At 63.7% G+C, this 19,615-nt stretch carries 16 protein-coding genes and 1 pseudogene; 6 read left to right on the forward strand and 11 right to left on the reverse strand.

All coding sequences use genetic code 11. The features are described 5' to 3' along the window. The first annotated feature begins 1 nt into the window (after position 1). Positions 2–1,114: an ABC transporter permease gene (locus TZ03_RS05430; RefSeq protein WP_051096301.1), complete on the forward strand. Its 1,113-nt coding sequence runs from the start codon at positions 2–4 to the stop codon at positions 1,112–1,114. Positions 1,115–1,286: 172 nt separating this feature from the next. Here the strand turns inward: TZ03_RS05430 and TZ03_RS05435 are convergent, their stop codons facing one another. Further along, entirely contained in the window at positions 1,287–1,691 is a 405-nt protein-coding gene (locus TZ03_RS05435) for a flagellar basal body-associated protein FliL (protein WP_051096303.1), read from the reverse strand. 157 nt (positions 1,692–1,848) lie between these two features. On the opposite strand from TZ03_RS05435, the gene TZ03_RS05440 reads away from it, so the two are divergent. Then, positions 1,849–2,826, forward strand: coding sequence for an NADPH:quinone oxidoreductase family protein (locus TZ03_RS05440; RefSeq protein WP_051096305.1), 978 nt, complete (start codon positions 1,849–1,851; stop codon positions 2,824–2,826). Positions 2,827–2,932: 106 nt separating this feature from the next. On the opposite strand, the gene TZ03_RS05445 is transcribed toward TZ03_RS05440, so the two are convergent. The 5 genes from TZ03_RS05445 to trxA form a co-directional block, all read right to left on the reverse strand. Beyond that, on the reverse strand, positions 2,933–3,583 hold the full coding sequence (locus TZ03_RS05445; RefSeq protein WP_051096307.1) for a gamma-glutamylcyclotransferase: 651 nt from the start codon (positions 3,581–3,583) through the stop codon (positions 2,933–2,935). A gap of 277 nt (positions 3,584–3,860) precedes the next feature. Further along, a complete protein-coding gene (locus TZ03_RS05450; RefSeq protein ID WP_051096309.1) occupies positions 3,861–4,829 on the reverse strand; it encodes a CDP-6-deoxy-delta-3,4-glucoseen reductase in 969 nt (322 codons plus the stop codon). Continuing rightward, positions 4,829–6,295: a 4-hydroxy-3-polyprenylbenzoate decarboxylase gene (gene ubiD / locus TZ03_RS05455; protein WP_013974733.1), complete on the reverse strand. Its 1,467-nt coding sequence runs from the start codon at positions 6,293–6,295 to the stop codon at positions 4,829–4,831. The genes TZ03_RS05450 and ubiD overlap by 1 nt, the downstream gene beginning before the upstream one ends. A 202-nt stretch (positions 6,296–6,497) precedes the next feature. Next, the gene (gene rho / locus TZ03_RS05460) at positions 6,498–7,757 is read right to left on the reverse strand and encodes a transcription termination factor Rho (RefSeq protein ID WP_003253661.1); all 1,260 of its coding nucleotides are present in this window, start codon (positions 7,755–7,757) and stop codon (positions 6,498–6,500) included. A gap of 227 nt (positions 7,758–7,984) precedes the next feature. Beyond that, positions 7,985–8,311, reverse strand: coding sequence for a thioredoxin TrxA (trxA, locus tag TZ03_RS05465; RefSeq protein ID WP_012274768.1), 327 nt, complete (start codon positions 8,309–8,311; stop codon positions 7,985–7,987). 256 nt (positions 8,312–8,567) lie between these two features. Between trxA and ppx the strand changes: the two genes are divergently transcribed. Beyond that, entirely contained in the window at positions 8,568–10,070 is a 1,503-nt protein-coding gene (gene ppx / locus TZ03_RS05470) for an exopolyphosphatase (protein WP_051096311.1), read from the forward strand. Here the strand turns inward: ppx and ppk1 are convergent. Then, complete coding sequence (gene ppk1, locus TZ03_RS05475) at positions 10,057–12,312, reverse strand: polyphosphate kinase 1 (RefSeq protein WP_051096313.1); 2,256 nt, start codon at positions 12,310–12,312, stop codon at positions 10,057–10,059. The genes ppx and ppk1 overlap by 14 nt on opposite strands. Before the next feature lie 213 nt (positions 12,313–12,525). On the opposite strand from ppk1, the gene TZ03_RS28365 reads away from it, so the two are divergent. Next, positions 12,526–13,170, forward strand: a complete 645-nt coding sequence (locus TZ03_RS28365; RefSeq protein ID WP_177328439.1) for a DedA family protein — start codon at positions 12,526–12,528, stop codon at positions 13,168–13,170. Between the two features lie 501 nt (positions 13,171–13,671). On the opposite strand, the pseudogene TZ03_RS31440 reads toward TZ03_RS28365, so the two are convergent. Further along, positions 13,672–14,319 (reverse strand): annotated as a pseudogene (locus TZ03_RS31440) (sterol desaturase family protein); the annotation flags it as partial. 91 nt (positions 14,320–14,410) lie between these two features. Here TZ03_RS31440 and elbB point away from each other — a divergent pair. Then, positions 14,411–15,070: an isoprenoid biosynthesis glyoxalase ElbB gene (gene elbB / locus TZ03_RS05490; RefSeq protein WP_051096319.1), complete on the forward strand. Its 660-nt coding sequence runs from the start codon at positions 14,411–14,413 to the stop codon at positions 15,068–15,070. Between the two features lie 160 nt (positions 15,071–15,230). On the opposite strand, the gene TZ03_RS05495 is transcribed toward elbB, so the two are convergent. Continuing rightward, positions 15,231–15,683: a YaiI/YqxD family protein gene (locus tag TZ03_RS05495; RefSeq protein ID WP_051096321.1), complete on the reverse strand. Its 453-nt coding sequence runs from the start codon at positions 15,681–15,683 to the stop codon at positions 15,231–15,233. Positions 15,684–15,855: 172 nt separating this feature from the next. On the opposite strand from TZ03_RS05495, the gene TZ03_RS05500 reads away from it, so the two are divergent. Next, positions 15,856–18,705, forward strand: coding sequence for a class I adenylate cyclase (locus tag TZ03_RS05500; protein ID WP_051096323.1), 2,850 nt, complete (start codon positions 15,856–15,858; stop codon positions 18,703–18,705). A gap of 128 nt (positions 18,706–18,833) precedes the next feature. On the opposite strand, the gene rnk is transcribed toward TZ03_RS05500, so the two are convergent. Next, positions 18,834–19,244: a nucleoside diphosphate kinase regulator gene (gene rnk, locus TZ03_RS05505; RefSeq protein WP_051096325.1), complete on the reverse strand. Its 411-nt coding sequence runs from the start codon at positions 19,242–19,244 to the stop codon at positions 18,834–18,836. Between the two features lie 146 nt (positions 19,245–19,390). Then, positions 19,391–19,615, reverse strand: a complete 225-nt coding sequence (locus tag TZ03_RS05510; RefSeq protein WP_051096327.1) for a DUF1289 domain-containing protein — start codon at positions 19,613–19,615, stop codon at positions 19,391–19,393.

A 19,615-nucleotide genomic window follows, 5' to 3' on the forward strand; every position in this document is an offset into this window, starting at 1 on the left:
GATGTCGCGCCTGAACCACACCCTGCGCCTGGGCCTGAAAGAGCTGACCAGCCTGCGCCATGACAGCGTACTGCTGCTGTTCCTGCTGTATGCCTTCAGCGTGGCCATCTACATGCCCGCGGCCGGCTCGGTGATCGGCGTGCACAACGCCAGCGTCGCGGTGGTGGACGAAGACCACAGCCTGCTCTCGCGCAAGCTCGGCGAAGCCCTGCAACCGCCCGAATTCCAGCCCGCCGTGCCGCTGGCCCCGGACCGCCTGGACCAGGCCATGGACAGCGGCCAGTACACCTTCGTGATCAATGTGCCGGTGAACTTCCAGAGCGACCTGCTGGCCGGGCGCTCGCCCGAGCTGCAAATCAACGTCGACGCCACGGCCATGAGCCAGGCGTTCATGGGCGCCGGCTATATCGGCCGTATCTTCGAGCGCGAGCTGCTCGACTACAGCCAGCGCAGCGACGGGCAAAGCCCGGTACTGATTAACGCCAAGGCCCTGTTCAACCCCAACCTGGAAGGTGGCTGGTTCCTGGCGGTGATTCAGATCGTCAACAACATCACCATCCTGGCGATCATCCTCACCGGCACCGCGCTGCTGCGCGAGCGCGAGCACGGCACCCTCGACCATCTGCTGGTGCTGCCGCTGACCGCGCTGGAGATCATGCTGGCGAAAATCGCCAGCAACGCACTGGTCGTGGTGATCTGCACCTGGATTTCGCTGGTGGTGGTGGTCAAGGGCGCGCTGGGTGTGCCGTTGTCCGGCTCGATGGGGCTGTTCCTCGGCGTGACTGCGCTGTACCTGTTCGCCAGTACCGCGCTGGGCATCTTCCTCGCCACCTTGGCACGCTCGACGCCGCAGTTCGGCCTGCTGGCGATCCCGGTGATCATCCCGATGCTGTTGCTGTCCGGCGGCAGCACCCCGCTGGACAGCATGCCGCAGTGGCTGCAGTGGGTGATGCAGGGGTCGCCATCGACGCACTTCGTCAGCCTCGGTGCAGCGATCCTGTTCCGCGATGCCGGGTGGGCGGTGGTATGGCCGGATATCCTGGCGCTGGCCTTGATCGGGCTGGTGTTCTTCAGCGTGGCCCTGGCGCGGTTTCGCCGTAGCCTGGCGTCCTGAACAAAAGCCGAAACCTGCGCAATCCCTGTGGGAGCGGGCGAGCCCGCGAACACCGGCGCAGCCGGTGCCATTCACCGCGCCGCCTGCTTCGCGGGCTTGCCCGCTCCCACAGGTCCCGGCAAGGCCATTGGATGAAAATTCTATCCGAGGTCCGCTAGCTCTAACGAGCGGGTCACTGCACGATCAAGTTGTTGAACAGCAAGTCCTCAACGATCGGCTTGCCCTCTTCGGCTTCCATCACCTGCTGCACCTGCTTCAGCGCCTCTTGGCGAAGATGCTCCTTGGCCTCGACGTTGCTCATGCCGTCCAACGACTGCTGGGTGAACAGCGCCACCAGTTGGTTACGGATCAGCGGTTCATGGTGCTGCACCGCCTTGGCGGCTTCGGCACCGCTCACGCGCAGGGCCACGTCAGCCTTGTACACGCGCAGCCGCGGGCCGCCGTCGAGGGCATAGTTGCCGACAAAGGGCGGGGTCAGGCTGATGTAGGCGACCTTGGGCGCCCCTTCCTTGGCTTCCTCGGCCATGGCCGCAGCCGGCAGCAACAGCGCCAGCACCATCAAGATCCACGCTTTCACGAATTCGCTCCTCAATACAGTTGGCGCCAGCTTACCCAGCACACCGCTCAAACCCAAGCCCGGGCTTATGCCAGCCCATCAGGGCGGGCCATGCTCGTTGACCCGGCAGGCGGCCCTCCTACACTTATCGGCCACTACCCGCAAAGGAATAGCCCCGATGAAAGCTGTATTGTGCAAAACCCTGGGTCCGGCGCGCGACCTGGTGCTGGAAGAGGTGGCCAGCCCGGTGCCGAAGAAGAACGAGATCCTGCTGGATGTGCAGGCCGCCGGGGTCAACTTCCCCGATACCCTGATCATCGAAGGCAAATACCAGTTCCAGCCACCGTTGCCGTTCTCCCCCGGCGGCGAGGCGGCAGGGGTGGTTGCTGCAGTCGGGGAAAAGGCCGGCGCGTTCAAGGTGGGCGACCGGGTCATGGCGCTCACCGGCTGGGGCGCATTCGCCGAACAGGTGGCGGTGCCGTTCTACAACGTGCTGCCGATCCCGGCGAGCATGGACTTCACCACCGCTGCGGCGTTCGGCATGACCTACGGCACGTCCATGCATGCCCTGCGCCAGCGTGGCCAGTTGCAGGCAGGGGAAACCCTGCTGGTGCTGGGTGCGTCCGGCGGGGTCGGCCTGGCGGCGGTGGAAATCGGCAAGGCCATGGGCGCGCGGGTGATCGCGGCCGCCAGTAGTGCCGAAAAACTGGCCGTGGCCAAGGCGGCCGGGGCGGATGAACTGATCGACTACAGCCAGGCCAGCTTGCGTGAAGAGATCAAACGCCTGACCGGTGGCCAGGGCGTGGATGTGGTCTACGACCCGGTCGGTGGCGAGCTGTTCGAACAAGCGGTGCGCGGGCTGGCCTGGAATGGCCGACTGCTGGTAGTGGGGTTTGCCAGCGGGACCATCCCGCAGCTAGCAGCCAACCTGGTGTTGCTCAAGGGCGCGGCGGTGCTGGGGGTGTTCTGGGGGGCGTTTGCCCAGCGCCAGCCGGAGGACAATGCCGCCAACTTCCGGCAGCTGTTTGCCTGGCATGCCGAGGGCAAGTTGAAGCCGCTGGTGTCGCAGACTTATCCACTGGCTGAAGCCGGGGCTGCCATTGAGAAACTGGGGCAGCGGCAGGCTGTGGGTAAGTTGGTGGTGCTGGCCAGGTAAGGCTTTAGATCTTCATCAGCAGTCCCGGCCTCTTCGCGGGCAAGCCCGCTCCTACAGAGGGCTGTGTAGGAGCGGGTTTACCCGCGAAGAGGCCGGCCCAGGCTGATCAAACCTCACGCAGGTTATGACAGCGCCTGAACCGCGCCTCCAGGTTGCGATCAGGCATCTGGTGGCTGCGCAGGGCATTCAAGGTCTGTTCGACATAGTCGCGCGTGCTGCCATAGCGCCCCTTGGCACTGGCCAGGATCTGGCTGAGCAAGGTATCCGGCAGGTTGCCGGCATAGCACGGCAAATGCCGCTCCAGCACGAAACCTAGGGCCTGCACCTTGCTGCCATCGCCCAGCCGGCAGCTGAGCCAGTGCGGCCGGTACGCCGGGAACGGCATCTCGCGTTGCCACAGGGCCATCAGCGAGTCGTCCAGGTTGCTTTCATCCAGCCTGAAGGCAAAGCCACTGCAGGAACCACCGCGGTCCAGGCCAAATACCAGGCCGGGGGTTTCCGGGGTGCCGCGGTGTTCGTGCGACCACAAGTACAAGCCACGATGATAACCATGTACCCGCGCGCGTTGACGCTCTACCGAGTTGCATTCCGGACGCCATATCAACGATCCATAGGCGAACAACCAAACCGGGCCGCCCTGATGCTGTGACATGGTCATCTGCATGGAGTTGTACAGTTGCTCGCGAGTCAGTTGCTGACCGAAGTCGAGCGAGGGAGGATAAGTAACTTTCCAGGACGAACTTTCAAGTGCCGACATAAGCTGCCGCCATTATTCCCTGTGAACTACGCATGTAGCGAAAAACGATCTCAAGCAGCAATTATGTACCGCCTGTTCCGGCCCTATCGCCGGCAAGCCGGCTCCCATAAGGGAGTCATGCATAACCTAAGGCAGACCGGTGCGTTAGCTCAAGTATATGTCGGAATTTTCATCGAGCATTCCGACGATTGGGAATTATTATTCCTGGCCGTGTGAAAGTTATTAGCCAAGGCGGTAACAATTACCGCCTTATACCCAAACTTTCAAACTTCGGTTATTAGCCGCGCGGGGCGTAGGCGAACACATCCGCACGCATGCGGTGCGCATCCATGCCGGCCTCGACCAGGGCGTCGAGGGTGGCGTAGATCATGTTCGGCGAGCCACTGGCATACACATGCACGGTATTGAGATCGCCAATATCCTCGCAGACGGCCTCATGCAGCATGCCGCAACGGCCTTCCCAACCACAAAGGTCGCTGACCACCTGGTGCAGGAACAGGTTGGGCAGACGCTGCCATTCGTCCCAGTGCTCGATCTGGTAGAAGTCCTCGGGCTGGCGTACGCCCCAGTAAAGATGTACCGGGTGCTTGAAACCCTTGGCCCGGCAATGCTCGACCAGGCTGTGCATCTGCCCCATGCCGGTGCCAGCGGCAATCAGCACCAGCGGCCCATCGGGCAGCTCGGCCAGGTGGGTGTCACCGAATGGCATTTCGATGCGCGCCAGGCGGTCGCGCTGCAGCTGCGCGATCAGTTGCAGCGCGCTGGGCTCACGCGCCAGCACATGCAGCTCCAGCTCACGCCCGGCGTGCGGCGCGGAGGCCAGCGAGAAAGCCGCCTGCTTGCCGCCCTCGCGCTCGATCATCAGGTACTGCCCGGCGTGATAGCGCGGTGGCTTGCCGGCCGGCGCGCGCAGACGCACGCGCCAGACGTCGCCGCCGACGTCGACGCATTCAGTGACGCTGCATGCCAGCTTGCGCACCGGCAGCTCGCCCAAGGCGAGCACACCATCCCAGAGCAACACGCAGTCCTCCAGCGGTTCGGCAATGCAGGTGAACAGCTCGCCATGGTCGCGCACTTCGCCGTTCTGGCGTACCCGGCCTTCGACCAGCAACGCGGCGCAGACATGGCAATTGCCATTGCGGCAGCTGTTCGGGCAGTCATAGCCCAGCCGCCGCGCTCCATCCAGGATCCGTTCCCCGGGTTCAAGCGCCAGCACCGCCCCGGACGGCTGCAACGTTACCTGCATCAATCTATTCCCAACTGATCCCACAGCTCATCGATACGGCGGGTGACGGCTTCGTCCTTGACGATGACCCGCCCCCATTCGCGTGTAGTCTCGCCCGGCCACTTGTGCGTGGCATCCAGGCCCATCTTCGACCCCAGCCCCGATACCGGCGACGCGAAGTCCAGGTAATCGATCGGGGTGTTGTCGATCATCACCGTATCACGCTTGGGGTCCATGCGCGTGGTGATGGCCCAGATCACATCGTTCCAGTCGCGGGCGTTGATATCGTCATCGGTGACGATAACGAACTTGGTGTACATGAACTGTCGCAGGAACGACCACACACCCAGCATTACACGCTTGGCGTGGCCGGGGTACTGCTTCTTCATGGTCACCACCGCCATGCGATACGAACAGCCTTCCGGCGGCAGGTAGAAGTCGACGATTTCCGGGAACTGCTTCTGCAGGATAGGCACGAACACTTCGTTCAGCGCCACGCCGAGAATCGCCGGCTCATCTGGTGGGCGACCAGTGTAGGTACTGTGGTAGATCGGTTTCTGCCGGTGGGTGATGCGTTCGACGGTGAACACTGGGAAGCTGTCCACTTCGTTGTAGTAACCGGTGTGGTCGCCGTAGGGGCCTTCCGGGGCCATTTCTCCCGGGTGGATCACGCCTTCGAGGATGATCTCGGCAGTGGCCGGCACCTGCAGGTTGCTGCCTCGGCATTTGACCAGCTCGGTGCGGTTGCCACGCAACAGGCCGGCGAAGGCATATTCGGAGAGGGTGTCCGGCACCGGCGTCACGGCACCGAGGATGGTCGCCGGGTCAGCGCCCAGCGCCACGGCGACCGGGAACGGCTGGCCGGGGTTCTTCTCGCACCACTCGCGGTAATCCAGGGCACCACCACGGTGGCTGAGCCAGCGCATGATGACCTTGTTACGGCCGATCACCTGCTGGCGGTAGATGCCCAGGTTCTGGCGGTCCTTGTTCGGGCCACGGGTGACGGTGAGGCCCCAGGTGATCAGCGGCGCCACGTCGCCCGGCCAGCAGTGCTGGATCGGCAGTGCGCCGAGGTCGACATCGTCACCCTCGATGACCACCTCCTGGCACACCGCATCCTTGACCACTTTCGGCGCCATCGACACGACTTTCTTGAAGATCGGCAGCTTCGACCAGGCATCCTTCAGGCCCTTCGGCGGCTCGGGCTCCTTGAGGAAGGCCAGCAGCTTGCCGATTTCACGCAGTTCATCGACCGACTCGGCGCCCATGCCCATGGCCACGCGCTCCGGGGTACCGAACAGGTTGCCCAGCACCGGGATGTCGAAACCGGTGGGCTTTTCGAACAGCAATGCCGGGCCCTTGGCACGCAGGGTACGGTCGCAGACCTCGGTCATTTCCAGGACGGGGGAGATCGGAACCTGGATGCGCTTGAGTTCGCCGCGCTGTTCCAGGCCACGGATGAAGTCGCGCAAATCGCGATACTGCATGCATGAGCCTCGTGTTGGCCGTATCGGTCGGGGTGCAGAGTGTAGCGCCGTTCGGTGCCCAATGGCCAAAAATGACTTGGGGCCGCTTCGCGCCCCTTCGCGGGCAAGCCCGCTCCTACATCGGGTCGCACTGACCTGTGTAGGAGCGGGCTTGCCCGCGAAGGGCTGCGAAGCAGCCCCAATCAATCCCAGCCTGAAACGCTTACTTACGCTTCATCGACAGGAAGAACTCGTCGTTGGTCTTGGTCTGCTTGAGCTTGTCGACCAGGAACTCGATGGCGGCGATTTCATCCATCGGGTGCAGCAGCTTGCGCAGGATCCACATGCGCTGCAGCTCGTCGTCGGCGGTCAGCAGCTCTTCGCGGCGGGTACCGGAACGGTTGATGTTGATGGCCGGGAACACACGCTTCTCGGCGATGCGGCGGTCCAGCGGCAGCTCCATGTTACCGGTGCCCTTGAACTCTTCGTAGATCACTTCGTCCATCTTCGAGCCGGTTTCGACCAGCGCGGTGGCGATGATGGTCAGCGAACCGCCTTCCTCGATGTTACGTGCGGCACCGAAGAAGCGCTTCGGCTTTTCCAGGGCGTGGGCATCGACACCACCGGTCAGCACCTTGCCGGAGCTCGGGATCACGGTGTTGTAGGCACGTGCCAGACGGGTGATGGAGTCCAGCAGGATGACCACGTCCTTCTTGTGCTCGACCAGGCGCTTGGCCTTCTCGATCACCATCTCGGCAACCTGCACGTGGCGGGTTGGCGGCTCGTCGAAGGTGGAGGCAACCACTTCGCCGCGCACGGTGCGCTGCATTTCGGTCACTTCTTCCGGGCGCTCGTCGATCAGCAGGACGATCAGGTGGCACTCGGGGTTGTTGCGGGTGATGTTGGCCGCGATGTTCTGCAGCATGATCGTCTTACCGGCTTTTGGCGGGGCGACGATCAGGCCACGCTGGCCTTTGCCGATCGGGGCGCACAGGTCGATGACGCGGCCGGTCAGGTCTTCGGTGGAGCCATTACCGGCTTCCATCTTCAGGCGCTTGTTCGGGAACAGCGGCGTCAGGTTTTCGAACAGGATCTTGTTCTTCGCGTTTTCCGGGCGGTCGAAGTTGATGGTGTCGACCTTCAGCAGGGCGAAGTAACGCTCCCCTTCCTTCGGCGGGCGGATCTTGCCGACGATGGTGTCGCCGGTACGCAGGTTGAAGCGGCGGATCTGGCTGGGCGAGACGTAGATATCGTCGGGGCCGGCCAGGTAGGACGCATCAGCCGAGCGCAGGAAACCGAAACCATCCTGGAGAATCTCCAGCACGCCGTCACCCGAGATCTCTTCGCCGCTTTTCGCGTGCTTCTTCAACAGGGCGAAAATCACGTCCTGTTTGCGCGAACGGGCCATGTTTTCGATGCCCATCTGTTCGGCCATTTCCAAAAGATCGGTAATCGGCTTTTGCTTGAGTTCAGTCAGGTTCATAAGGGGAGTGACGTAATCATGTAAGAAGGGAGAATTAAGCTTCTGGCTTAATGAGGCCGCGCCGCTAGATGGCGACAGGATCGCGTACTGATTCGAATTAGGGATGCTTCGGCGACGGCGTGTAGAGGGCACTGGAGAAGCAGTGCGAGGCCGAATGTAACACTTGCTTTTTTCTGCGTCTAGTGCTCTGAAAAAGAAAAGCCCCGCATTCGCGGGGCTTTTTCATATCACAGGTGGGCGTCGAGGAACGCGGCCAGCTGCGATTTGGACAGTGCGCCAACCTTGGTGGCTTCGACGTTGCCGTTCTTGAACAGCATCAGCGTCGGGATACCACGCACGCCGTGCTTGGCCGGGGTTTCCTGGTTCTCGTCGATGTTCAGCTTGGCGACGGTCAGCTTGCCCTCGTAGGTGGCAGCGATGTCGTCCAGAACCGGAGCGATCATCTTGCATGGGCCGCACCATTCAGCCCAGTAGTCGACCAGCACCGGGCCTTGAGCCTGCAGTACGTCGGCTTCGAAGCTGGCGTCGGTGACGTGTTTGATTTTGTCGCTCATGGAAATCTCCAAGGTCGTAAGCAATAAAAAACGTTGCCCATCATAGCCGCCCCCGTCGCCTACAGGAAGCCACGGACGATTGAGTGTAACTATAGTTGGGCAAGACGCCGCGAATCGAAACTGTCATATAGCGGTCATAGAATCGAATGGCACATTGCCTTGCATCAAGGCCAGCACAACGGCTGCGTGTCACGCGTTGGCGATAGCCTGCTATCGTGGCACGATTGCCAGGTTAACGACCGAGAACAACCAGATCATGCCGCATACCATCGCGAAGAACCTGTCCCTGATCGCCGCCATCGACCTTGGCTCCAACAGTTTCCACATGGTCGTGGCCAAGGCCCACCATACCGAAATCCGCATCCTCGAGCGGCTCGGCGAGAAGGTTCAGCTAGCCGCCGGCATCGACGAAGAGCGCAAGCTCAGCGAAGAAGCCATGGAACGAGGCCTGGATTGCCTCAAGCGCTTTTCCCAGCTGATCAACGGCATGCCGGCCGGCTCCGTGCGCATCGTCGGTACCAACGCCTTGCGCGAAGCGCGCAACCGCAACGAATTCATCCAGCGCGCCGAAGCCATCCTCGGCCACCCGGTCGAGGTGATCTCCGGCCGTGAAGAAGCGCGCCTGATCTACCTGGGTGTCTCGCACACCCTGGCCGACACCCCCGGCAAGCGCCTGGTCGCCGACATCGGCGGCGGCAGTACCGAGTTCATCATCGGCCAGCGCTTCGAGCCACTGCTGCGCGAAAGCCTGCAGATGGGCTGCGTCAGCTTCACCCAGCGCTACTTCCGCGACGGCAAGATCACCCCGGCCCGCTATGCCCAGGCCTACACTGCCGCGCGCCTGGAGCTGATGAGCATCGAGAATGCCCTGCACCGCCTGACCTGGGACGAGGCGATCGGCTCGTCCGGCACCATCCGCGCCATCGGTGCCGCCATCAAGGCCGGTGGCCTGGGCAATGGCGAGGTCAACGCCGAGGGCCTGGCCTGGGTCAAGCGCAAGCTGTTCAAGCTTGGCGAGGTCGACAAGATCGACTTCGACGGCGTCAAGCCGGACCGCCGCACCATCTTCCCGGCCGGCCTGGCAATTCTCGAAGCGATCTTCGACGCGCTGGAGTTGCAACGCATGGACCACTGCGACGGCGCCCTGCGCGAAGGCGTGCTGTTCGACCTGCTCGGTCGCCATCACCATGAGGACGTGCGCGAGCGCACCCTCAACTCGCTGATGGAGCGCTACCACGTGGACCAGGGCCAGGCCGCGCGCGTCGAGCGCAAGGCCCTGCACGCCTTCGACCAGGTGGCCGAAGGCTGGGAGCTGAAAGATGGAAACTGGCGCGATCTGCTGGGCTGGGCGGCGAAAGTGCACGAAATCGGCCTGGATATCGCCCACTATCACTACCACAAGCATGGCGCCTACCTGATCGAGCACTCCGACCTGTCGGGCTTCTCCCGCGAGGACCAGCAAATGATGGCCTTGCTGGTGCGCGGCCACCGCCGCAACATCCCCAAGGACAAGTTCGCCGAGCTGGGCGAGGAAGGCGTCAAGCTGCTGCGTCTGTGCGCATTACTGCGCTTCGCCATCCTGTTCCACCACATCCGTGGCAACCAGCAAATGCCGAAGGTACAGCTCACGGCTGCCGGTGACAGCCTGGATGTGGTGTTCCCGCAAGGCTGGCTGGAACAGAATCAGCTGACCCAGGCCGACTTCGCCAACGAGGCGGAATGGCTGGCCCGGGTCGGCCTGGTGCTCAGCGTACGTTGAGCACCGGGTTGCTCAGGCGTTCCAGCAGGGTCGCCTGGGCACTGCGCGGGTTCTGGTTGCCGGTGGGGGTGCTGCGCACGTAGCGCCCGTCTGGCTGCAAGGTCCAGGCGTGGGTGTTGTCGGTCAGGTAGCCTTCCAGCTCTTTCTTCACCCGCAACAACAGCTTCTTGCCTTCCACCGGGAAGCAGGTCTCGACACGCTTGTCGAGGTTGCGCTCCATCCAGTCGGCACTGGACAGGTAGATCTGCTCCTCGCCGCCATTGAGGAAGTAGAACACCCGCGTGTGCTCCAGGAAGCGACCGATGATGGAACGCACCTGGATGTTGTGCGAAACCCCCGGAATGCCTGGGCGCAGGCAGCACATGCCACGTACCACCAGGTCGATCTTCACGCCCGACTGGCTGGCCTTGTACAGCGCCTTGATGACCTTGGCATCGGTCAGCGAGTTGAACTTGGCGATGATGTGCGCCGGCTTGCCTTCGAGGGCGAACTGGGTTTCCCGCGCGATCATGTCGAGCATGCCCTTCTTCAGGGTGAACGGCGCGTGCAGCAGCTTCTTCATGCGCAGGGTCTTGCCCATGCCGATCAGCTGGCTGAACAGCTTGCCGACGTCCTCGGTGAGGGCATCGTCAGAGGTCAGCAGGCTGTAGTCGGTGTACAGGCGGGCGTTGCCGGCGTGGTAGTTACCGGTGCCCAGGTGCGCATAACGCACGATCTCGCCCTGCTCGCGGCGCAGGATCAGCATCATCTTGGCGTGGGTCTTGAAGCCCACCACGCCGTAGATCACCACCGCACCGGCCGCTTGCAGGCGGCTGGCCATCTGCAGGTTGGACTCTTCGTCGAAACGCGCACGCAGTTCGATGACCGCGGTGACCTCCTTGCCGTTACGCGCCGCGTCCACCAGGGCATCGACGATTTCCGAGTTGGCCCCGGAACGGTACAGGGTCTGGCGCACGGCGAGCACGTGCGGGTCCTTGGCTGCCTGGCGCAGCAGGTCGATCACCGGGGTGAAGGACTCGAACGGGTGCATCAGCAGGATGTCCTGCTTGCCGATCACGCTGAAGATATTGTCGGCGTTCGCCAGCAGCTTGGGGATCGCCGGGGTGAACGGCGTGTACTGCAGCTCCGGGTGGCTGTCCAGGCCGGTGATGCTGAACAGCCGGGTCAGGTTGACCGGCCCGTTGACCTGGTACAGCTCGCTTTCGCTGAGGCTGAACTGCTTGAGCAGGTAGTCCGACAGGTGTTTCGGGCAGGTATCGGCCACCTCCAGGCGCACCGCATCGCCGTAACGGCGCGAGAACAGCTCGCCGCGCAGGGCGCGGGCCAGGTCGTCGACCTCTTCGGAATCCAGCGCCAGGTCGGCGTTACGGGTCAGGCGGAACTGGTAGCAGCCCTTCACCTTCATGCCTTGGAACAGGTCGTCGGCGTGCGCATGGATCATCGACGACAGGAACACGTAGTTGGCGCCCGGGCCGCCCACCTCTTCAGGTACGCGGATGACCCGCGGCAGCAGGCGCGGGGCCGGGATGATCGCCAGGCCCGAATCGCGGCCGAAAGCGTCGACGCCTTCGAGCTCGACGATGAAGTTGAGGCTCTTGTTCACCAGCAGCGGGAACGGGTGGGTCGGATCAAGGCCGATCGGCGTGATGATCGGGGCGATTTCGTCGCGGAAGTAGCGGCGCACCCAGGTCTTGAGCTTGGGTGTCCAGTAACGGCGGCGGATGAAGCGGATCTGGTGCTTTTCCAGCTCCGGCAGCAGCACGTCGTTGAGGATCGCGTACTGGCGTTCCACCTCGCTGTGCACCAGTTCGCTGATGCGCGCCAGCGCCTGGTGCGGCTGCAGGCCGTCGGCACCGGCCTGTTCACGGGCGAAGTTGATCTGCTTCTTCAGGCCGGCGACGCGGATCTCGAAGAACTCGTCGAGGTTGCTGGAGAAGATCAAGAGGAACTTGAGGCGTTCGAGCAGCGGGTAGTTCTCGTCCAGTGCCTGCTCCAGCACACGGATGTTGAACTGCAGCTGCGAGAGTTCGCGATGAATGTACAGGCTGCTGTCATCCAGGCCAGGGACGGCGATTGCCGGGGCCGGGGACGGAGCCGGGGCGGGCGCCGGAGCCGCAGGCTCGGCCACCTGCTCCGCGGCAAGCTTGGGCGCCGGCGGCAGGTCTGGCGGGGTCTGCACCATTTCTTCCGGGAGCTCTTGAGCATCCTTGATCGCGACAGGGGTGAGCACTTCATTATTCATCTGGCGTTCCTGAGGACGTTAACGCCCTATCATCAATTGAGCGGCAAGATAAGCGCCCATTATGACGCCTGTGTGACACGCCAGGGCAAGCCATGGCGCGCGGGCTCTGGCATTGTCCGTGTAGGAATTGTTCACGTCGAGACACATTTGGACACTTTCACGAATGCGCGTGAAGGGGTAGGCTGCGCGTTCATTTCGCCAGCACCTCAGAAAATGCTTCAACAATTCCTGCAGGATTTCGGCTACTTCGCCCTTTTTCTAGGTACCTTCTTCGAAGGCGAGACCATTCTGGTGCTTGCGGGTTTCCTTGCGTTCCGCGGTTACATGGACATCAAGCTGGTGTGCCTGGTGGCGTTCTTCGGCAGCTACGCCGGCGACCAGCTGTGGTACTTCATGGGCCGTCGCCACGGCCGCAGGATCCTGGCCCGCAAACCGCGCTGGCAGGCGATGGGTGACCGGGCGCTGGACCACATCCGCCGTCACCCCGACATCTGGGTACTGAGTTTTCGCTTCGTCTATGGCCTGCGCACGGTCATGCCGGTGGCCATTGGCCTGTCGGGCTACCCACCACGCCGCTACCTGCTGCTGAACGGTATCGGCGCAGCCATCTGGGCACTGGCCCTGGGCGTGGCCGCGTACCACTTCGGCGCCATCCTCGAAGGCCTGCTGGGCAACGTGAAACGTTACGAGCTATGGGTGCTCGGCGGTCTGTTGGCGCTGGGCGGCCTGCTGTGGCTGCGCAGGCGTTTCCGCACCCTGCGCGCGGAGCGCAAGGCGGCAGGCCAGGCCCAGCCCCCAGAGGCTGAGCAGGCTGTAGGCCACGAGCATGAGCCAAGCCAGCGGCGCGACCACCGCTAAGCCCAGCGCGCCGGCCAGGTACAGCGCCGGTGCACTCGACAACAGCCGCGCCAGCTCCAGGCGCACAGCCCAAGGCCGGTTCTCCAGCAACGCGCCCAGCACGAACAAGCCAAACGCCATCAGCGCCCAGCCGAGCACCAGCGCACTGGCCGACACCCGCTCGGCCACGTCCATCAGGTAGCTGCCCAGCGCCACGTAGAGCACGAACTGCGCGACCACGTAGGCCTGCTGCGCGCGGCCCAGGGCGACCTCGAACTTGCGAAACCGCGCCAGGTCCTGCTTGGCCTGCGGGTAGCGTGCGGCCACATCGGCCGGGCGCCAGCCCGTGGGCATGAACCAGATGCGCAGCTTGTCCCACAGGCTGCGGGTGCGCCGGGCATCGTGCCAGAGCTGGGCATAGAACTGCAGGTTGGCCCACAGCGGGTTCCAGCTGGCCAACGGCGTGGTCACCCCGAACACCACCGGCTCGGCCGGGTCCTCTTCTTTGAAGGTGCCGAACAGACGGTCCCAGAGAATGAACACACCGCCGTAGTTGCGATCCAAGTAAGCAGGATTTTGCGCATGGTGGACGCGATGGTTGGATGGCGTGATGAACACCCACTCGAGCCAACCGAGCTTGGGAATGTGCCGGGTATGCACCCAGAACTGGTACAACAGGTTGAGCGACGCCACCGTGATGAACACCAGCGGCGGTACGCCAAGCAGCGCCAGCGGCAAGTAGAACAGCCACGAGAAGATGAAACCGCTGCTGGTCTGGCGCAGCGCGGTGGTGAGGTTGTACTCCTCGCTCTGGTGATGCACCGAGTGCGCGGCCCACAACACGTTGCGCTCGTGGCCAAGGCGGTGCAGCCAGTAGTAGCAGAGGTCGTACAGGACGAAGGCCAGCAGCCACACCCACCAGCTCCCTGTTGGCAGGCGCAGCAGCGCCAGGTGCTCGAATGCCAAGGCATAGGTCGCCAGCCCTACCCCCTTGGTCAACAGCCCGGTGCTGGTCGACAGCGCGCCGGTGCTCAGGCTGTTGATCGAATCGGCCAGGGTGAAATTGCGCTGGCCACGCACACGGTCGGCCATCAGTTCGACGGCGATCAGGACGAAGAAGAACGGTACGGCCAGCAGTATCAGGTCCATGAGTACGACCTCAGGCGTCATCCAGCAAGATTAGGCCGCGCCCGCGGGATTCCCTATGGCGACATCTGCCAAACTAGAGGACATTTAGCGCCTCGACACTGGAGTTTCAAACATGACAAAAAAAGTAGCGGTGATTCTTTCCGGCTGTGGCGTGTATGACGGCGCCGAAATCCACGAAAGCGTGATCACCCTGCTGCGCCTCGACCAGCGCGGGGCGCAGGTGCAGTGCTTCGCGCCAAACATTGCGCAGATGCATGTGATCAACCACCTGACCGGCGAGGAAATGCCGGAGTCGCGCAATGTGCTGGTGGAATCGGCACGCATCGCCCGCGGCGAGATCAAGGATATCCGCGAAGCCAAGGCCGAGGACTTCGATGCGCTGATCGTGCCTGGCGGTTTCGGTGCGGCGAAGAACCTGTCCAACTTTGCCGTGGAAGGCGCCAACTGCAGCGTCAACCCGGACGTGCTGGCCCTGGCCGAAGCCTTTGCCGACGCCTGCAAGCCGGTTGGCCTGATCTGCATCTCGCCAGCACTGGCGGCGAAGATCTACGGGCCGGGCGTGGTCTGCACCATCGGTAGCGATGCCGACACGGCGGCGGCTGTGGAGAAGATGGGCGGCACCCATGAAGCGTGCGATGTGCATGACATCGTCGAAGACACCCAGCGCAAGCTGGTGACCACCCCGGCGTACATGGAGGCCAAGTCGATCAGCGAGGCGGCTGGCGGGATCTACAAGCTGGTGGACCGGGTGCTGGAGCTGACGCACGAGTAAACCGGCACGCCCCCCCTGTGGGAGCGGCCTTGTGTCGCGAAAGGGCTGCGAAGCGGCCCCAGGTTTTCAGCTTCGCCGCATAAATTGTCGGGGCCGCTTCGCGGCCCTTTCGCGACACAAGGCCGCTCCCACAAGTTGCGAGTCCCCCTGCAGGGCCAGCTTAAGCTTTCGACAGCCGGGCAATGATCCTGTCCAAGGCATTGGCAAACGCTTGCTTCTCGCGCTCGCCATAAGGCGCCTGCCCTCCCCCTACCTGGCCCTGCTCGCGCAGCTCGGTGAACAGGTTGCGCGCCGCCAGGCGGTCACCCATGTTGCGCTCGTCGAACTCGCGCCCGCGCGGGTCCAGCGCCGCCACGCCCTTTTTCACCAGGCGGTCGGCCAAGGGCACGTCACTGCAGATCACCAACTCGCCCGGCACGGCGTGCTCGACCAGGTAATCGTCGGCCGCGTCCATGCCGCTGGGGACCACGATCAGGCGAACGATCGCGAACGCCGGCTTGGCCACGGCCTGGCCCGCCACCATCACCACCTCGAACTTGCGCTTGAGGGCGAACTTGACGATCAGATCCTTGGCCGCCTTGGGGCAAGCGTCGGCATCGATCCATACACGCATCGGAAAACCTCATCATCAGCTCAAGGCGCCCATCATGCCTCAACTGCAGCGAAAGCTGGAGCCGTTGCCCACAGGCGCTGGAAAAATGGCGCCAATATTTCAATTGCCGCTTATCCGACCCTGCTACTCAGGCTAAACTCGCCACAGCCCCACTGGCCTGCCCGAGTGCGCAATGAACCACCCTCACGAAATCCGCCCTGACCTGGACGAAGGTATCGACCGCAAGGTCCTGGCGACATTGCGTGCGCGCTTCCTGCGGCTAAACCAAGACCGGCTGCAACGGGCATTGGAGGGCCTGTCGACGCGACAGCAACAGGTCCTGACGCTGCTGCCGCTGCTGTTTCATGTCAATCACCCGCTGCTACCGGGCTATGTCTCGGGCAGCGCCCCCGCTGGCGTATCGGGCTACGAGCCGGGCGCCGAGCTGGTAGCCGAGGCCCAGCGCCTGGCCCGCTCGTTCACCTACAAGGCCCGCCTTGGCAACCCGCCGCGCCCGATCCATGGCCTGTTCCTGATGGGCAGCCTGGGCTCACTGGCCCAGGCCGAGAACAGCGACATGGACTTGTGGGTGTGCCATGCGCCCGGCCTGGCTGACGAGCGACTGGACGAACTGCGCCGCAAGTGCCAGCTGCTGGAGGCCTGGGCGGCAAGCCTGGGGGCCGAGGCGCACTTCTTCCTGATCGACACGCAAGGCTTCGCCCAGGGCCAGCGCGAGGGCCAGCTCGGCTCCGACGATTGCGGTACCACCCAGCACTACCTGCTGCTGGACGAGTTCTACCGCACCACCCTCTGGCTGGCCGGGCGCACACCGCTGTGGTGGCTGGTGCCGGTCTACCAGGAGCACGATTACCACGCCTACTCCCAGACCCTGCTGTCCAAGCGTTTCATCCGTAGCCAGGACACCCTCGACCTCGGCAACCTGGCGCACATTCCGCCCGGCGAGTTCGTCGGCGCCGGCTTGTGGCAGCTGTTCAAGGGCATCGACTCGCCCTACAAGTCGCTGCTCAAGGTGCTGCTGACCGAGGTCTACGCCAGCGAACACCCCACCGTGCGCTGCCTGAGCCTGGACTACAAGCAGGCGGTGTTCGCCAACCAGCTCGACCTCGACGCGTTGGACCCCTACGTGATGGTGTACCGGCGCATCGAACGCTACCTGCTGCAGCGTGGCGAGACCATTCGCCTGGAGCTGGTGCGGCGCAGCCTGTACCTGAAGGTGAACAAGAAGCTCAGTGACCCGGCCCGGGCCAATGGCTGGCAGCGCCGGCTGCTGCGGCGCCTGGCCGACGAGTGGGGCTGGGACGAGCGCCAGTTGGCCCGGCTGGACAGCCGCAGCCAATGGAAAGTGCAGCAGGTCGCCGTCGAGCGCCGCGAACTGGTGGCCGAGCTGAACCACAGCTACCGCTTCCTCAGCCAATTCGCCCGCACCCAGAATGCCAGCAGCCGCGCCGACCAACGCGACCTCAACGTGCTGGGCCGGCGCCTGTATGCGGCCTTCGAACGCCGCGCCGGCAAGGTCGAAGTGATCAACCCCGGGATCGCCCCGGACCTCGCCGAAGGCACCTTGACCCTGGTCCAGGCGCCCAACCGCAAAGAGCCGGGCAGCCACCACTGGGAGCTGTACAGCGGCAACCTGAGCACCCATGAGGTGGAGCACTTCAGCCCCATAAAACGCTGCCGCGAGCTGCTCGAACTGCTGGCCTGGGCCCATCGCAATGGCGTGATCGACAGCAGCACGCGCCTGGCACTGCACCCGGGCGTCAGCGACCTCAACGAATTCGAGCTGTTCAACCTGGTCGGCTGCCTGCAGCAAAGCATCCCCCTACCCTTGCCGACCGTCAGCGAAGTACGCCTGCTGCAGCCCAGCGTTGCCGACGAGGTGCTGTTGCTGGTCAACGTCGCCATCGACCCGCTGCGCCACCACCGCGACCTGAACATCCTGATGACCACCGAGCGCACCGACTCGTTGAGCTACGCAGGCGTGCGCGAGAACCTGGTGCTGACCCTGGACCAGGTCACCCTCAACAGCTGGAACGAGGTGCTGGTCCAGCGCTATGACGGCGAACACGCGCTGTTACGCTGCCTGCGTGACTTCCTCAACAGCTCGCTGCTGCACGGCCACCGGCCACGGCTGCGGGTGCGCTGCTTCTGCCCGAGCCGCGCCCAGGCCATCGGCCAGCGCGTGGAGGAAATTTTCGACACCGTGCAGCTGCTGCTGGACCAGGGCCTGAACTACCGCTACCTGTTGCAGGTGGCCCAACACACCCATGTGCTGGATCTGCTGCCTGGACATGTCGGCCTGACGACCGTGGCCGGGCATGAGGCGTTGCTGGCTTACCTGGGCGAAGAGCGCAGCACCTACAGCCCGTTGTACCTGGATGCCAACGCCCTGCAGGACCACGACCTGCACCTGGTGCTGGAGCAAGGCCGGCCGGCCTGCATCCAGGTGTTCTACCGCCTGCAGGGCGGCTGGGCCGAGCTATATGTGCTGGATGAGTACAACGCCCTGTGGCAGCAACGCCTGCCGCTGCATGACGAAGCCCACCTGCTGCTGCCGCTGCAGCGTTTTCTGCGCTCGGTGGTGATGCGCCGCGATGCCCGGCTGCCGCTGGATAACCTGCAATCGGCTTCACTGGACATCCACTACGGGCAGCTGTTGCCTTCCGGCGCTGGCAAGGCACGCAGCATCGAACCGCGCATGGCCCCGGCCGAGGGTAGCGACCAGCCTTACTATGAGGTGCAGGCCATCATCCAGGCCGGCGTGGCGGGTGCGGCGCATGTGACGCTGTACTGCGACCAGCAGGAGTTTTCCGAGTTGGAGCATGGCGAGCAGCTGTATGCAGTGGTGGCCCGGCAGATCATCGGCCAGCGGCGTGGCGCCGGGCAGTACCGGTGCTACATCACCGACCTGGATTTGTCCGAGTTGCTGGATGACCAACTGGGCTCGACACAGGTGTACCTGCGCTACAAGCGGGAGCTGGAGCAGGCGTTGAATGAGGGGTTGGAGCAGGTACTAAGTGAATGATCAGGGGCTGCTGTGCAGCCCATCGCCGGCAAGCCAGCTCCCACAGGTACTGCACAGGGCTTGAGGCCTATGCGGTCGAGGTGGGAGCTGGCTTGCCGGCGATGGGCCGCACAGCGGCCCCATGGATCTTACAGGTCGAAATCCCCGGCCGCTTCCGGCTGGTATTCCACTTCCAGCAGCTTCAGCTTGAGGGTCTTGCCCCCCGGTGCCGGCCAGTCGATCTGCTCGCCCACCGACAACCCCAGCAACGCACAGCCAATCGGCGCCAGGATCGAGACCTTGCCGTCCGGCCCGGCATCCTTCGGGTACACCAGGGTCAGGTGATAGTCCTTGCCGCTGGCTTCCTCACGGCAATGCACGCGCGAGTTCATGGTCACCACGCCAGCCGGGACCTCCTCGTGACCGACCACCTGCTCGGCGCGGTCCAGCTCGCCCATCAAGGCGAGCACACCCGGCGTACTCTCGTCGAGGCTGTCGATCAGACGCTCCAGACGTTGTACGTCCAATCGGGTGAGGATGAGGGAAGGCTTGGTGCTCATGATCCAGTCAGGCTCCTTTGAACAGGCGGTTTTCATCGTGCAGATAAAGCAAAACCCCGCCCAAGGGCGGGGTTTGTGAAGACTTTGGCGTCACCGACGCAGAACCCGACACTACCACAGCCGGGCAAATACTCAAGCCCCTGCGGTCAGTGTGCCTTAGCCTTGTCGCGCAGCGCCTGGGCTTCACGACAGATCTGCCGGCGCCGCTCGTCGTCGGCCGAGCGCCATTCGCGGATGTGCTCGACATGCCGGTGGCAGCCGGTGCAAACCCGCTGTTCGTCCAGCCGGCAGACGCTGATGCACGGCGATGGCACCGCGGGGCTGACGTTGCTGTAAAGCGGCTTTGGCGGCCGGGCCTGGGTACTGCTCAT

The sequence above is a fragment of the Pseudomonas sp. 10-1B genome (genome assembly GCF_000935045.1).
Taxonomy (GTDB): Bacteria; Pseudomonadota; Gammaproteobacteria; order Pseudomonadales; family Pseudomonadaceae; genus Aquipseudomonas.